Below are 14,825 nucleotides of genomic sequence, written 5' to 3'. Positions count from 1 at the left end.
ACGAGGGTTCCGGTGCTGGGGGGTGCGCCGTGTCGGGTGGATCGAGGATGCCGACGGCGGGCGAACCCGCCCCACGGGTGGCACTGCACCTGCTCGGCGGTTTCCAGTTGCTGCACGAGGACACTCCGGTGGTCGTACCCCGGGGGCTGCAGCGCGTCATCGCCCTGATCGGCCTGCGCCCGGCCGCCACCCGCAGCCACCTCGCCGGTCTGCTCTGGCCCGAGACCCCCGAGGAGCGCGCGCTGTCGTCGCTGCGGACCGCGCTGTGGCGGCTGCGGCAGGACCCGTGCTGCCCGCTGCGCACCGACGGCGACACCGTCCGCCTCGGACCGACCGTCCGCCTCGACGTGGACGACCTGGTGGAGACGGCCACCCGGGTACGCGAAGGCGCAGTCCCCCGCGGCGCCGCCGGCGCCGGACGCCACGACCTGCTCCCCGGCTGGTACGACGACTGGGTGCTGCTGGAACGCGAACGGCTGCGCCAGCTGCGCCTGCACATGCTGGAGGAACTCGCCGGCAACCACCTCACCGCCGGCCGGCACGGCGAGGCGCTCGAGGCCGCGCTGGAGGCGATGGCCGCCGAACCGCTGCGGGAGACCCCGCACCGCCTGGTGGTCCGCATCCACCTGGCCGAGGGCAACGCGTTCGAGGCGGTCCACTCCTTCTACGTCTACCGTGACCTGCTCCTGCGCGAACTGCGCCTGGAACCGTCCCCGGCCATGACCGCGCTGCTGGACGACACGCTCGCGCCGATCCGGCGGGCCAGCCGCCCGGAACCGCCGCCGCCGCGCCGCACGGACCGGGCCGCCAAGGCGGCACCGCCATCAATCCCCCGGGGTACGCGGTGACGGCGAGGTGACAGCGCGACCGGCACGGTGAGCCCAGCACCGCGCGGCAGAGGGGGTCACACGATGAGTCGACTGTTGGTGGTCAGCCGGATCGTGCCGGGCGCACAGGGACGGGTGGCGCAGATCTTCGCCGAGTCCGACGCGACGGAACTGCCCCACCTCAGCGGCGTGCGGCACCGGTCCCTGTACTACCTGCACGACCTGTGCGTCCATCTGATGGAGACCGTCGACGTGGCGCCCGACCTGACCGCGGAACTACGCGACCACCCGCTCTACGAGCAGGTGAACAAGCGGCTGTCCGCGCACACCTCGCCGTACCTGCCGACCTGGGACTCGCCCCGGGACGCGGTGGCCGGCTGCTTCTACAGCTGGACCGCCGCCGGCACCCCTGCGCCCGACCGGATCCGCTGACCGGACACGGGCGACGGACGGGGCGCCCCGGAACCACGCACGGCACCCAGGTTCCGGGGCGCCTCCCGGCCGTGCACCATTCGATTCCCGACGCACGCTCGGTCACTCGCCGGCCACCGGCGGACACCACCCGTCCCGCAGTCGCGGCCCGGCACCAGCCTGCCTGTCGTCGTCGGCGCGCGTGTGCGAAGCTGCCCCGAGTCTTTCGCCACCGTCGTGCACGTACATAAAAGGAGGTTGGCCATGCCGTCGAGCTTCGGGCAGTGGCTGTTCGTGATCCTGGCCCTGCTCATCGGACTGGTCGCCGGCTGGGTGCTCTTCGGCCGCCGACCCGGCGCCCCGGCGACGCCCACGGTGGAGGGCGCCCCCGCGGTGACCGCCACCGTCGACGAGCCGCGTCCGGTCGCCGTGGTCGACGAGCCGCCGGCGACCGCCACCGTGACCGAGCCCGCCCCCACCGAGTCCGCGACCGCCGAACCGGCCGTAGCCACCGCCGCCCGCACCGCCGACGAGCCGGCCGAGTCCTCGCCCGCCGCCTCCGACCCGGTCGCGTCTGAGCCAGCCACCGCCGAGCCGGTCGGGTCTGAGCCGGCCACCGCCGAGCCCGTCGTGTCTGAGCCGGCCACCGCCGAGCCCGTCGTGTCTGAGTCGGTCACTGCCGAGCCCGTCGCCGCCGAGCCCATTGGGTCCGAGCCCGCTGCCTCCGAGCCGGTCGGGTCCGAACCGGTCAGCGCCGAGCCCGTCGTTTCCGAGCCGGTCGTTTCCGCGCCCGTTGCCTCCGAGCGGGTCGAGTCCGAGCCCGTCGGTGCCGAGCCGGTGTCGCCCTCGGCCGACGCCGAGCCGGTTGCCGCGCCCGTGGCCGACGCCGAGCCGGCTCCGGCCGTCGTTGACTCCGACTCGGTGACGGTTCCGGCCACCGTTGACGCCGAGCCGGTGGCGGCTTCGGCAACCCTCGCCGAGGACGAGCCCGCCACGGAGAAGCAGCCCGCGGTCGGCACGGCCGTCGACGCGCCGGCCACCGAGGCCGCGCCGGTCGAGGCCATCGAGCCGGTCGCCGTGCCCGCGCCGCGTACTTCGGTCGAGAATGTCCCGGCCGCGGCGGACACCGACGCGTCGGACGACTTCCGGCGAATCCAGGGCATCGGGCCGAAGCTGGCCGCCGCCCTGCAGGACGCCGGGATCCGCACCTACCGGCAGCTCGCCGAGCTGGACGAGGCTGCACTGCGGCAGACGGTGAAGGCCGCCGGCCTGCGCTCCGCGCCGGGTCTGGCCACCTGGCCGCAGCAGGCGAAGGTGCTGGCGGGTGCCGGCGCTGAGGCCGATCGGGTGCTCCCGGCCGGTACCGAGTAGACGCTCCTCCGTGTTCCGGGCCGGTGGTGACGATCGTCGCCACCGGCCCGGCGCGTTTCCCGCCCCACCAGAACCCCGAAGTGGTGACATCACCGCGCGACCATCAGCCACCACCCGGACCGGTATGTCGGAAAACTGACCGCTTGCGGACAGGCATCGCTACGGTCGGTGAGGGGCCCTCACGGCCCGCCGCACGAACCGCCACCCGCAGGAGCATGTCGTGCCCACCGCAGCGCCGGAGCCCGGCCGGCGACCGCCGGTCCGCGATCCGGAGGCGCCGCGCCGGGTGACGCTGCTCGAACTCTTCTTCGACCTGGTCTACGTGGCCGCGCTCGCGTTGATCTCACGTCACCTGGTCGGGTCGGTGACCTGGGAGCGGGCCGCCGAGTCCCTGGTCATGCTGATGGCGATCTGGTGGACCTGGGCGATCACCACGCTGGTCACCGACATCTACGATCCGCAGCGCACCGAGATCAAGCTGTTGATCGTGGCGGTGATGTTCGGCGCGCTGCTGATGACCACCGCCATCCCGGAGGCGTTCAGCTCCCGAGGGCTGGTGTTCGCCGGCACGTACGTGGCGATCCATCTCGGACGCGGCCTGTTCCTCATGCCCGCCGTACGGCGGCACCCGCAGAGCAACCAGCGGGCCCTGCGCATCTTCGTCTGGTTCGCCGTGTCGGCGGTGCCCTGGCTGGTCGGCGCGCTGGCCGCGCACGGCACCGCACGGCTTTTGCTCTGGTTCGGCGCCCTGGCCATCGACTACCTCGGATTCCGGCTGGCGTACCCGGTGCCGGTCCTGGGCGCGGTGCCGGACTCCCAGCGCAACGTGACCGCCGAGCACCTGTCCGAGCGGTACCAGCAGTTCTTCATCATCGCGCTCGGCGACGCCGTGCTGGTCGCCGGCACCGTGTTCAGCCTGCACCACTCCGAGGTGGAGAACCTGGCCGCCTTCACCGTCGCGTTCGCCACCACGCTGCTGCTCTGGCGCATCTACGTGCACAAGTCCGGTGAACTGCTGCCGCACGCCATCGCCCGGGCCGCCCAGCCGAGCCGGTTCCTCAACACCGCGCCGTACACCCATCTGATGATGGTGGCGGGCGTGGTGACCACCGCGGCGGGCTTCGACCTGGTGCTGCTGGAGCCGACCGGGCACACGCCACCGGCCTGGCTGGCGGTGATCCTCGGCGGACCGGCGCTGTTCCTGACCGGGCGGGCCGCCTTCGAGTACGAGGTGTTCAGCCGGGTGTCGTCGTCCCGGCCGGGCGGGGTGCTGGCGCTGCTCACGATCGCGCCGGCCGGGTTGTTCCTCGCGCCGGTCTACGCCTCGGCCGGGGCGATGCTGGTGCTGGCCGGGGTGGCGTCCGCCGACTACCGCCGCAGCCGGGGCCGCCCGCCGGAGGAGCCGATGCCGCCGCACTGAGCGGGCGCCGCCGGTAATCGGAATCGGCCGCGCCGGGCACCAGCGCGCCGTTTGGCGGATCACCCGCCCGGGGTACATGGCCTCCACCTCGAATCCACCACAACCCCAGTGGAGGCAACTGATGCGCGGCACCTCGATATTCGGCGTCCTGGTCGTCATCTGGCTCATCATCGGTGCCATCGCCGCCGGTCAGCGCGGCTACTACGGCAACGACGAGACGAACTGCGCGGAGGCGGGCACGATCCTGGTCACCATCGTGGCCGGCCCGCTGAACTACATCGGCGCCAACCCGAAGGTGGACTGCAAGCTGCCCGAGCCCTCGAAGTAGATCACCTCCCGGCCCGCGCCCGCCCGGCGAGCGCGGGCCGTTCCGTGCCCGGGGCGCGGCACGCCACCACCCCCAAGGCGTCCTAGGAGGCTGGGTTTGGCCGGGGTTTGCCCGGCGGAGGGGCGGGAACGGCAGCGGTTCGCCGACGACGGAAACGGAGAACCGGGCATGCGGATCGGCTACAAGCTCGCCTCGGAGGCGTTCGGGCCCCGGGAACTCATCCGGCAGGCGATCCGGGCCGAGGAGGTCGGCTTCGACTTCGTCGAGATGAGCGACCACTACCACCCCTGGCTGGAGTCGCAGGGGCATTCCTGCTTCACGTGGAGCGCGCTCGGCGCGATCGCCGCCCGTACCAGCACGCTCTGCCTGGCCACCGGCGTCACCTGCCCCACCGTCCGCTACCACCCGGCGATCGTCGCGCAGGCCGCGGCGACCATGGCGCTGATCTCCAACGGGCGGTTCACGCTCGGCGTGGGCGCCGGCGAGCGGCTCAACGAGCACGTCGTCGGGCAGGGGTTCCCCAGCGTACGGGGGCGGCACGAGCGGCTGCGCGAGGCGCTGGAGATCATCCGGTTGCTCTGGCAGGGCGGCTACCGGTCCTACGAGGGCCGGCACCTGAAGCTGGAGGACGCGCGGATCTGGGACCTGCCCGACGATCTACCGGTGATCGCCGTGGCGGCCAGCGGCCGCGAGTCCGCCGGCCTGGCCGCCGAGCTGGGCACGGGCCTGTTCGCCACCGAGCCGAAGGCGTCCATCGTCGACCAGTACCGCAACGCCGGCGGCCGGGGCCCCCGCTACGCCGAGGTGCCGATGGCCTGGGCCACCGACGAGGAGTCGGCGGTACGCGCGGCGAAGGAGACCAGCCGCTGGGCGGTCACCGGCTGGAAGGTGATGAGCGAGCTGCCGAACCCGGTGAACTTCGACGCCGCCACCACCTGGGTCGAGGACCACCACATCCGCAGCCAGTTCTCCGTCGGCCCGGACGCCGGGCCGCACGTGGAGAAGGCGCGCGCGTACGTCGAGGCCGGCTTCGACCACATCGTGCTGCAGAACGCCGGCCCGGACCCGGACGGCTTCCTCGACTTCTGCGCCCGCGACCTGCTGGCCCGGGTACGGGCCCTCGGGTCGTAGCCCGGCGGGTCAGCCGCCGACGTGGATGCCGGGACGGCGGGTGGGATCCGGCTCGGACTTGCGGATGATCTCCCGCACCACCGGCGGCGTGTCGCCCCGGCCGAGGATGAGGTAGCGCAGCAGGTGCGCGATCGGGTTCCCCTCCGACCACTCGAAGTGGCAGTGCGGGCGTACCCCGGTGGCGTCGCGCAGCGCCAGCAGGATCGCGGCTATCGCGTTCGGCGCGGCCGGGCTGCTGGCCCGCAGGATCCGGTAGCCGCCGGCCTCCACCCCGTGCACCCGCAGCACCTGGCTGAACTGCGACGGGTCGCTCACGTCGATCTCCAGGAAGAGCACGTCGGCGGCGCCGGGCACCGGGTTCATCGACCGTTGCGCCCGCTCCTTGACCCGGTACTCCTTGACCGACCCGCGCTGCCGCTTGTTGGCGATCAGGTGCAGCCGCCCGTCCCGGGCCACCGACTCGTCGACGAACCGGCGGGCCGCCTCGTCGAACTCGATCCGCTCGGCGCGCAACTCGGTGGTCCGGGTGACGCGGGAGATCAGCGACACCGCGACGATCCCGGCGATGAAGAACCCGGAGATGGTGATGCCGTCCGGCTTGGCCACCACGTTCTCCGCCAGCGCGTACAGCAGCACGGCGGTGAGCAGCGCGAACCCGGCGCCGGCCGCGCGGCTGCCGGCCCGCAGCGCCGCGATGGTCACCGCTATCGCGCCGGAGACCATCATCGCCAGGATGCCGGTGGCGTACGCGCCGGCCTGGGCGTTGACGTCGGCGGCGAACGCGATGGTGATGGCGACGCTGATCGCGGTGTAGACCAGCACCACCGGGCGGACCGCGCGGCCCCACTCCGGCGCCATGCCGTACGACGGCAGGTAGCGCGGCACGATGTTGATCAGCCCGGCCATCGCCGAGGCGCCGGCGAACCAGAGGATGAGGATGCTGCTGATGTCGTAGACGGTGCCGAACGCCTGGCCGAGATGCTCGTGGGCGAGGAACGCGAGCGCCCGGCCGTTGGCCGGCCCGCCGGGCGCGAACGCCTCGGGCGGGATCAGCACGGTGGTCACGAACGTGGTGGCGATCAGGTAGACCGACATGATCAGCGCGGCGGCGGTGAGCAGCCGGCGGGTGTTGCGGATGCGGGCGGCCAGCCGCTGCTCCGGATCGGCGCCGCGGCCGCGCACCAGCGGCATCATGCTCACCCCGGTCTCGAAGCCGGACAGGCCGAGCACCAGCAACGGGAACGCGAGCGCGCTGGTGGCCAGGACGTCCCCGGGTCCGCCGGCGTCGGCCAGCCGGCCGGTCCAGTCGGCCAGCGGCGCCGGGTCGGCGGCCAGCTCGGCCACGCCGGCGACCACCACCACCGCGTTCAGCGCCAGGAACACCGCCACCAGCGGGATGGCCACCTGCACCGCCTCGCTGAACCCGAGCAGGAACACGCCGCCGAGCACGAGCAGCAGCGCCACGGTGACCAGCACCGCCGCTGTCCGGCCGTGCGGGAACGCTGCGGGCAGGGCCGGGTTCTCCAGCAGGTGCACGCTGGCGTCGGCGGCGGAGAGCGTGATCGTGATGATCCACGAGGTGGCGACGAAGCCCAGCAGCACCAGCACGAAGACCTTGCCGCGCCAGAACGGCAGCAGCCGCTCCAGCATCGCCACCGAGCCCTGCCCGTGCGGGCTCTCCCGGGCCACGCGGCGGTACATCGGCAGCATCCCGAGCAGGGTCAGCGCCACGATCAGCAGGGTGGCCAGCGGACTGAGCGCGCCGGCTGCCACGACCGCGATGCCCGGCAGGTAGGACAGCGTGGAGAAGTAGTCGACGCCGGTCAGGCACATCACCTGCCACCACGGGTGCGACCGGGTCTGGTGCTCCCGTACCTCCGGGCCGACCGGTTCGACGCGGTGGGCGAACAGCCACCGGTGCAGCCGGCCGGGCGGTGGGGCCGGCCGGGCCGGGGCGGCCACCCGTTCCGGCAACTCCGGCACGGGACGACCGGACCGCTCGGCGTGGTCGCCGTGCCGGCCGGCCCGGGCGGCCGCGGCGGCGTGCGCCTCCCGGCGCCGCTCCCGCGTACGCCTGGGCTGTTCCGCGTCCCCCGCCTGCCCCATCTGTTCCCCTTCGTCCCCTGGCAAAGACGGTAGGGGTTGTCCCGGTCGCGGCCCGGCCGAACCGGTCAAAGATCCGCTGCGCCGGCGGTCACCGCGTCGCGCAGCGCGGCCGGGTCGGCCACGGTGACGGTGACCGCCGGGTGCCGCAGCCACGGACCGGGCGCCAGTGCCGGCACCGGCTCGGCGAACCGCAGGCAGACCCCGGCGGCCAGGCCGGCGCCGAAGGTCACCCCGCCGTCGGCCAGCGACAGGTGCGGGCCGATCGCCCGCCACCAGCGGTACGGCCCGCTCAGCTCGGCGCCGGTGACGTTGTCCCTGGTGGTGCGCAGCAGCCAGGGGCCGAACCGGACGAGCAGACCGTCCGGGCCCCAGTCGACCCAGGCCGTGGCGGGACGTACCCCGAGCAGCGCCAGGGGCAGCCGGAAGACCGGGTCGAAGCGGAACGGGAAACGGCGGGTCGGTTCGTCTCGCGGCACGGCGGCGACGTACCCGGTCCGGCGGGGCCGACACCCGCCGGCGGCGTTCCCGCGTCCCGCGCCCGGACGGCGGGACGCGGGAACCCCCCGTCCCGGCTACTGCAGGAACGCCCCGAGGGGCGACAGCAGCAGCCGGCCGAGCAGCGCGGCGTTGTCGTCCAGCCGCGTCCGCTCACACTCGCGGGCCTCCGGGTCGTGGCGGCAGCGCCAGATCTTCTGCGCGTTGCGCCAGGCCACGTTCCGGGTGTACTCCACCAGTTCGCCCTGGTACCAGTCGTCGATGTCACCGTTCACCATGTCGATCATGAGCTGCCAGTTGTCCAGGTAGCCCCGGCGCAGCTGCGGGATCCGCTCGGCGAAGATGTTGTTGATCTCCAGGTAGTCGCGGTGCTGGTCGCTGCCGTCGATCGGCTCGGAGTCCAGGCTGTCGAACGTCGTCACCAGGGCGAACGGCAGGTCGTAGTTGATGTGCGCGTTGACGCCCGCGGCGGCCGAGGGCAGCGGCCGGGCGTCCGGGCCGCGCATCCGCTTGAACAGGCACGCCCACGCCTTCGGCGTGCTCGGGCTGGAGTCGGTCCAGAACCGCAGCGCGTCGAAGTACCGGGCCGCGAACTCCACGTCCAGGCGGGCCAGGAACGCCGGGTCACGGAACCGGTCGTCGTACAGGCCGTCGAGCACGGTGCTGGTGATGACCAGGTAGAGCTTGTTGAAGTCGGCGAGCGGGCAGCTCTCCTCCAGCGGGGGGAGCCGGACCAGCAGATCCTGCAGCTTGGTGAGATGGTCCACGACCGCCGGCACGTCGGCCGGGTGATCGGCGAGCAACCCGACGATGTCCTGGTGCACAGGACCCCAGACCGGTTCGGTCATTTCTCCTCCACGATGGTCGGCGCCCCCACGACGCCACCGGCGCTCCGGCGCACAGCGTGCCAGCCGGCGCCCGCGCGCCGGATCGGTAGAACGACGTATTACCGACGTACGTCTATCCCGGACGGCTGCGCAGGAAGATCGCGCTGGCCTGCACCCGCGTACGGACCTGCAGCTTGTCGAAGATGTGCGAGACGTGGACGCCGATGGTCCGCTCACTGATGAACAGCCGCTGGCCGATCTCCCGGTTGGTCAGCCCCTCGGCGACCGCCGCGAGCACCTCCCGCTCCCGCGCGGTGAGCGTGGCCAGCTCGTCCACCGCGGGCCCGGCCGGCGCCGCCCGTGGCCGGGGCACCGGCGCGGGGCCGGGCGCGGCGTCCACGGTCACCCGGGCCCGCGAGGCGATGGTACGGATCTCCGCGGTCAGCGGCACCGCGCCGAGCGACTGGGCCATCTCGTACGCCTGGCGCAGCAGCTTGCCCGCGGTGGCCACCCGGCTGCGCCGTCCCAGCAGCGCCTCGGCCTGCCGCAACCGGGAGTACGCCGCCGGATAGGGGTGGTTGCGCCGGTCCCACTCGAGCGCCGAACGCTCCCACAGCGCGGGGTCGCCACGGCCGTCGTCGAGCCGGCTCAGCTCGGCGTCGCAGAGCGCCAGGAACCCGTCGGCGACGTACCGCACCGGCGCGCCCGCCCGGGCGCTCTTGCGGGTCACCCGGTCGACCGCCTCGCGCAGCCGGCGTACCGCGTTCGGATCCGGCTCGATGGTGCGGCCGGCCGCGGCCTCCGCCTCCGCGCGCAGCCCGTGCCAGGCCAGCGTGGCCAGCACGATCACGTCGTCGGACCGGCTCTCGGTCAGGCCCCGCTGCACCGCCTGCCGGGCCAGGTCGTGCCGGCCCTGCCACATGGACAGGCCGGCGCGCAGGATGAGCATCGGCAGCACGTGCCGGGCGCCGCCGCCGGCCAGCATGGTGGCGACCGCCTCCAGGTCACGGTCGGACGCCTCGACGTCGCCGTACCCGACGGAGAGCCGGCACCGGGCCAGCAGCAGCTCGACCGCGTCGGCGCCGGAGGGGCGGTGCCGCAGCGCGGCGGCGACGACCTTCTCCGCCTCGGCCCACTGCCCCACCCGGAACAGCCCGTTCGTCGCCACCGCCAGCAGCCGGGTCTCCCAGGTGCGGCCCAGCCCCAGCTCGGCGACCCGCTCGGCGCCACGGCGGGCCACCACCACACCCTCCTCGAGGATGTTCAGCGGCCCGGTCATCAGGTCGGCCAGGTGCAGGTACGCGCACGCCACGTCCTCCGGGCCGCCGGAGCGCTCGGCGGTGTCCAGAGCGCGGCGCATGACCGCCAGCCCGGCGGCCGGATCCTCCAGGAACGCCTCGCTGAACCCGAGCGCGGCGCTGGCCATCACCACCTCGGAGGTGGAGCCCGGCACGTCGGCGGCGAGCGCGAGCGCCTCCCGGGCCTGCTCACCGGCCTCGGCGTAGCGGCCCAGGTGCAGCAGCAGCTCGGCCAGCCGGGCCGCGGCCGTGCAGCGCTCGTGCGGCGTGCAGTCGGGCGAGGCCAGCACCCGCCGGTACTCCTCCTCGGCCGGCGCGGACCGGCCCGCCGCGGCCAGGTAGCGGGCGCGCCGGATGTGCAGCGCGCAGACCGGCGGCCCGGACTCCTCGGCGGCCAGCTCCTCCAGCAGGGTCAGGGCGCGGGCGTGTTCCCCGCTGTGGTGCGCGGCCTCGGCGGCGTGGCTGAGCAGCTCGGCCCGGTCCACCTCGACCGGCTCGGGCCGGCCGCCGTCGGGCAGCACCGCAGGCGGCTCGGTGGCGAGCGTCAGCGCGGCCGACCAGTGGCGGTGCGCCTCGGCGTACCCGTGCAGCCGCTCCGCCTCGCGGGCGGCGGCCATCGCGGCGGGCAGCGCCCGGGCCGGCTCACCGGCGTGCCGCCAGTGGTGGGCCAGCCGCGCCTGGTGCAGCTCGCCCGGGGCGGCGGTGAGCGCCTCGGCGAAGCGGCGGTGCAGCGCGGCCCGCTCGGCCGGCAGCAGCTCGCTCGCCAGCACCTCGGCGACCAGCCGGTGGCGCAGCCGGTAGCCGTCGTCGGCGCCGACCAGCAGGCGGTGCGCCACCGCCTCGCGGACCGCGTCGAGCAGCTCCTCCTCGGGCAGCCGGACCACCTGGGCCAGCAGCCAGTGCTCGACCGGTTCGACGCCCACTGCCACCGCGTGCACCACGGCGTGCGCGGGCTGCGGCAGCGCGTCGACCCGGTCCAGGAACACCTCGCGCACGGTGTCGGAGATGCCGTCGCGGCCGTCGCGCCGGTCGCGGGCCAGTTCCTCGGCCACGAACGGGTTGCCGCCGCTGCGCCGCCAGAGCTGGTCGGCGGCCTCCGGCGGCAGCGGCGCCCCGACCACGGCGGCGGCCAGCTCGTCGGTGGCGGCCCGGTCCAGAGGCAGCAGATCGACCACCTGCACCGAGCGCAGCCGGCGCAGTTCGGTGAGGACCCGGCGCAGCGGGTGCGCGCCGCGCAGCGACTCGGCCCGGATCGCGGCCAGCACGGAGAGCTGCAGGTCGCCCAGACCGGCGAGCAGGTAGAGCAGGAGCTGCCGGGTGCTGCGGTCGACCCACTGCAGATCGTCGAGGACGAGCACCAGCGGCCGCCCGCCGGCCACCAGGTGCAGGCCCTGGGCGACGCGCTCCAGCAGCGCCCCGGCGCCGTCCGGGCCGGGCGTCTCCTCGTCGAAGACCTGCAACAGCCCGCGGATCGCCGACGCGGTACGCGCCTCGCCCTGCTCGGCGTCGAGCCGGCGCAACGCCTGGCGTACCGGGTGCAGCGGCGAGGCGTCGCCGATGTCCAGGCAGGCGCCGGTCAGCACCAGGGCCCCGGCCTGCCGCAGCTGGTCACCGACCTCGCTCAGCAGGCGGGTCTTGCCCACTCCGCTCTCACCGGTGAGGAACACCGCCCCGGTCTGCCCGGGCCGCAGGTCGTCGTAGAGCGCCGACCGCAGCGTCGCCATGGTGCCGGTGCGGCCGACGAGCGGTGCGGTGTCCACTTCGCTGGCCATGGGACGCAGCCTAGTCACAGGGCCCCGCACCGTTCTACGGCCTCGGGGTCGGACTCGTACTCCTCGCGTCGACTACACGACTAATGGTTGCGGGTGGCCGACATACGTCGTCCTACCGATCCCCCGAGAACCCGGTGGTGAAAGTCTTCGGAGGTCGTCAGGCACCGGACCAGGGAAAGGGTGGGTGCGATGTTGATCACCACGCCCGTGGTAAGTCGGGAAGCCGTCGTCGCGGCCTGCCCGCCGGTGCCGGAGGAACGCCGCACGGTGACCGTCCTCTTCGTCGACATCGTCGGCTCGACCCGGCTGGTCGAGCGGCTCGACCCGGAGGACCTGCGGGCCTTGCAACGCGCCTACTTCGGCACCGTCGCGTCGGTGCTGCGCCGCTGGCGGGGCGTGGTGGAGAAGTACGTCGGCGACGCGGTGATGGCGCTGTTCGGCGCGTCCGCTTCGGACGGCTTCGACGCGTACCGGGCGGTGCGGGCCGGGCTGGACATCCAGGCCGCGCTGGACCGGCGGCGGCCGGGCGGCGTCCGGCTGCGCGTGCGGGTCGGCGTGGCGACCGGCGAGGTGCTGCTCGACCTGGCCGGCGCCCGCGACGGCGGCCACGGCGCGGCGAGCGGCGCGGTCATCACCACCGCGGCCCGGCTCCAGGAGCACGCGCCGCCCGGTGGCGTGGTGGTCTGCCCGGTCACCCGCGACGCGGTGGCCGGCCTGGTCGAGCAGCGTCCACTGGCCACCATGACGCTCGCCGGCAAGTCACTGCCGCTGGACGTGTGGCGGGTGACCGGGACCGCCGGGCGCCGGCCGGCGCGCCATCGCGCCCCGCTGGTCGGGCGACGGCGTGAGCTGGCCACCGCGGCCGAGGAGGTGACCGCCGCGCTCCGGCAGCGGCGTCCCCGGTGGATCTCGCTGGTCGGGCCGCCCGGCAGCGGCCGCAGCCGGCTGCTGCACGAGGTGATCCGCGCGGTGTCCCAGGTGGACGGTGTCCCGGTACTCCGGCGGGTGGCGTACTGCCCGCCGTACCCGGCCGGCGAGCTGGCGCCCCTGGCCGACCTGCTCCGCACCCGGGCCGAGGCGCCGCGCCCACTGCCGGGCGTGGCCGTCGACGGTCCGGGCGGCGGGGCGCTGGCCGCGTTCCTGGCCGCGCCGCACGACGACACCGCAGCGGCGCGGGCCGTGGTGGCCTGCCGGGAGGCGCTGCTCGGCCTGGCCGCCGAGGCGCCCGTGGTGGTGGCCGTCGACGACCTGGACCGGGCCGCGCCGGCGCTGCGCCGGTTCCTGCGCCAGCTCCACGTCGCGGCGAGCGACCGCGGGCTGCCGCTCGCGGTGGTCACCACGTACGGCTCCGGGTCGGCCGACCCGCTGCCCGCCCCGGGGACCCGGCGGATCCCGCTGCGCCCGCTGAGCCCGCTGGAGACCGGACGGCTGCTGCGGCACCTGCTCGGCCACACCGGCCGGCCGGCCGCGCTCGCCGCGCGGCTGCTCCCCCTGGCCGGCGGCAACCCGGCCGTCGCGACCGCGTACGCCCTGACCGACCCGGCGGACGAGCCGGCCGGCGTGCCCTCGGCCGCGCGGCGGCTGGTGGACGCCCGGCTGGACCGGCTGGACGGCACGCACCGGGCGGTGCTGATGGCCGCCGCCGCCCGCGGCGGCCCGGTCGCCGCCGCGACGGTGGAGGCGATGCTCGGCTGGCCCGCCGGCCGGGCCACGCCGGCGCTGCGCGCCCTGGCCGCGGCCGGACTGCTGCGGCCCGTCGCGCCGGGCGGGTGGACGGTCGAGCCGCTGGTGGCGCGGGTGGCCGCGCACCGGCTCTCCCGGGCCGTGCGAGCGGATTTCGCCCGCCGTCTTCGCGCCGCGTCCGGAGTCGGCGACATCGGCGCAATGGCGGACGGCGAGCGCGTCGCCGCCCGGGCCGGTGTCCGGACCGTCGGCGCGGCCGTACCGCCGGGCGTGGCCGGTGGCGGACGCGCCGCCGCCCGGACGGCCGGAGTGGGCGCGGGTCGGCATCCGGCCCGCGTCCCGGAGGACACCGCTGCCGGCTTCGCGCCGGGAGCGGGAGCCGGTGTCCCCGCACGGGACCCCGACGAGCGGGAACTCTGCCCGCTCGGGGCGGGACGGTCGCGCCGGTCGGGTGGAGGGGCCCGACCGGCGCCCGGCCCGCCGGATCGGAGCGGCGTGCTCCGGGCGGTGCCCGGGCCGTCCTGGGCCGGACCGGCGACGGCCGGCGATCTCGCAGCGTGGCCCGGGTGGCGGACCGTCCCGTTACCCGGAGCCGCGGCGCGGCCTGAGAGGGCGGGCCACGCGCGGCGAAGAGCCGAGCCCGGCGGGTACGCGACTGGGCTCGCCGCATGACGGCGACGTCCGGGTCGGAGCGGGCACGGGGCCACTCCGGCCCGGGCGGCTCGTCGGGCGGGTCGAGCGGTGGCCGTCAGCCGCGGGCGATGGTGCGGCTGCGTCCCCGGAACTCCGCCACCACCTCGTCGCCGCGCCGCACCGTGACGTCGTAGATGCCGCTGCGGCCCTGCCGGACCCGCTCGGTGGCGTACGCCTCCAGCACGTCGCCCTCGCGTACCGGTCGCAGGAAGCTGATCTCGCCGCCGGCCGCGACGGTGGCCGGGCCGTGGCTGTTGCAGGCCAGCGCGAACGCGGTGTCGGCGAGCAGGAACACGAAGCCGCCGTGCCCGATCGCGTGCCCGTTGAGCATCGCCGGGGTGACCCGCATCCGCGCCACGGCCGCGCCGTCGCCGGCCGAGACGAGTTCGATGCCGAGCCCCTTGGACGCCACGTCGGCGTCGAACATATCGTGCGCCGCGGTGCGGCCGCCGTCGTCCGCCAT

General features: G+C 75.0%; 12 protein-coding genes. 7 read left to right on the top strand and 5 right to left on the bottom strand.

Annotated features, from left to right (window positions below):
- Nucleotides 1-47: 47 nt before the first annotated feature.
- The 6 genes from A8711_RS14965 to A8711_RS14940 all read left to right on the top strand — a co-directional run bounded on the left by A8711_RS14965 (nt 48) and on the right by A8711_RS14940 (nt 5,488).
- Nucleotides 48-848: a BTAD domain-containing putative transcriptional regulator gene (locus A8711_RS14965; protein ID WP_104115211.1), complete on the top strand. Its 801-nt coding sequence runs from the start codon at nt 48-50 to the stop codon at nt 846-848.
- 63 nt (nt 849-911) lie between these two features.
- The gene (locus tag A8711_RS14960; protein WP_043323603.1) at nt 912-1,259 is read left to right on the top strand and encodes a TcmI family type II polyketide cyclase; all 348 of its coding nucleotides are present in this window, start codon (nt 912-914) and stop codon (nt 1,257-1,259) included.
- A gap of 243 nt (nt 1,260-1,502) precedes the next feature.
- Entirely contained in the window at nt 1,503-2,609 is a 1,107-nt protein-coding gene (locus A8711_RS14955) for a helix-hairpin-helix domain-containing protein (RefSeq protein WP_069088545.1), read from the top strand.
- Nucleotides 2,610-2,829: 220 nt separating this feature from the next.
- Nucleotides 2,830-4,029, top strand: coding sequence for a low temperature requirement protein A (locus A8711_RS14950; protein WP_064445757.1), 1,200 nt, complete (start codon nt 2,830-2,832; stop codon nt 4,027-4,029).
- 121 nt (nt 4,030-4,150) lie between these two features.
- Nucleotides 4,151-4,357 (top strand): hypothetical protein, encoded by a 207-nt coding sequence (locus tag A8711_RS14945; protein ID WP_030504423.1) that lies wholly within the window; start codon nt 4,151-4,153, stop codon nt 4,355-4,357.
- Between the two features lie 168 nt (nt 4,358-4,525).
- Nucleotides 4,526-5,488, top strand: a complete 963-nt coding sequence (locus tag A8711_RS14940) for a TIGR03557 family F420-dependent LLM class oxidoreductase (RefSeq protein ID WP_043323596.1) — start codon at nt 4,526-4,528, stop codon at nt 5,486-5,488.
- A gap of 9 nt (nt 5,489-5,497) precedes the next feature.
- Here the strand turns inward: A8711_RS14940 and A8711_RS14935 are convergent, their stop codons facing one another.
- The 4 genes from A8711_RS14935 to A8711_RS14920 form a co-directional block, all read right to left on the bottom strand.
- Entirely contained in the window at nt 5,498-7,594 is a 2,097-nt protein-coding gene (locus A8711_RS14935; protein WP_043323594.1) for an amino acid transporter, read from the bottom strand.
- 65 nt (nt 7,595-7,659) lie between these two features.
- Complete coding sequence (locus tag A8711_RS14930; protein ID WP_069088544.1) at nt 7,660-8,070, bottom strand: hypothetical protein; 411 nt, start codon at nt 8,068-8,070, stop codon at nt 7,660-7,662.
- A gap of 96 nt (nt 8,071-8,166) precedes the next feature.
- Nucleotides 8,167-8,937, bottom strand: coding sequence for a DUF5995 family protein (locus A8711_RS14925; RefSeq protein WP_043323591.1), 771 nt, complete (start codon nt 8,935-8,937; stop codon nt 8,167-8,169).
- Nucleotides 8,938-9,049: 112 nt separating this feature from the next.
- A complete protein-coding gene (locus A8711_RS14920; protein ID WP_064445755.1) occupies nt 9,050-11,986 on the bottom strand; it encodes a LuxR family transcriptional regulator in 2,937 nt (978 codons plus the stop codon).
- A gap of 189 nt (nt 11,987-12,175) precedes the next feature.
- Here A8711_RS14920 and A8711_RS14915 point away from each other — a divergent pair, with 189 nt between their 5' ends.
- Nucleotides 12,176-14,341, top strand: coding sequence for an adenylate/guanylate cyclase domain-containing protein (locus tag A8711_RS14915; RefSeq protein ID WP_069088543.1), 2,166 nt, complete (start codon nt 12,176-12,178; stop codon nt 14,339-14,341).
- Between the two features lie 76 nt (nt 14,342-14,417).
- Here A8711_RS14915 and paaI read toward each other — a convergent pair whose 3' ends face one another.
- Entirely contained in the window at nt 14,418-14,825 is a 408-nt protein-coding gene (gene paaI, locus A8711_RS14910; RefSeq protein ID WP_043323587.1) for a hydroxyphenylacetyl-CoA thioesterase PaaI, read from the bottom strand.

This window comes from Micromonospora sp. II (assembly GCF_001709195.1).
Lineage (GTDB): Bacteria > Actinomycetota > Actinomycetes > Mycobacteriales > Micromonosporaceae > Micromonospora > Micromonospora chalcea.
This window is presented reverse-complemented; position numbering and strand designations above follow the sequence as displayed.

Bases quoted from the DNA above. Each gene is read 5' to 3' on its own strand.
- A8711_RS14915 (WP_069088543.1), top strand. From the start codon at position 12,176: ATGTTGATCACCACGCCCGTGGTAAGTCGGGAAGCCGTCGTCGCGGCC.
- A8711_RS14965 (WP_104115211.1), top strand. From the start codon at position 48: ATGCCGACGGCGGGCGAACCCGCCCCACGGGTGGCACTGCACCTGCTC.
- A8711_RS14960 (WP_043323603.1), top strand. From the start codon at position 912: ATGAGTCGACTGTTGGTGGTCAGCCGGATCGTGCCGGGCGCACAGGGA.
- A8711_RS14935 (WP_043323594.1), bottom strand. From the start codon at position 7,594: ATGGGGCAGGCGGGGGACGCGGAACAGCCCAGGCGTACGCGGGAGCGG.
- paaI (WP_043323587.1), bottom strand. From the start codon at position 14,825: ATGGCGGACGACGGCGGCCGCACCGCGGCGCACGATATGTTCGACGCC.
- A8711_RS14940 (WP_043323596.1), top strand. From the start codon at position 4,526: ATGCGGATCGGCTACAAGCTCGCCTCGGAGGCGTTCGGGCCCCGGGAA.
- A8711_RS14945 (WP_030504423.1), top strand. From the start codon at position 4,151: ATGCGCGGCACCTCGATATTCGGCGTCCTGGTCGTCATCTGGCTCATC.
- A8711_RS14920 (WP_064445755.1), bottom strand. From the start codon at position 11,986: ATGGCCAGCGAAGTGGACACCGCACCGCTCGTCGGCCGCACCGGCACC.
- A8711_RS14925 (WP_043323591.1), bottom strand. From the start codon at position 8,937: ATGACCGAACCGGTCTGGGGTCCTGTGCACCAGGACATCGTCGGGTTG.
- A8711_RS14955 (WP_069088545.1), top strand. From the start codon at position 1,503: ATGCCGTCGAGCTTCGGGCAGTGGCTGTTCGTGATCCTGGCCCTGCTC.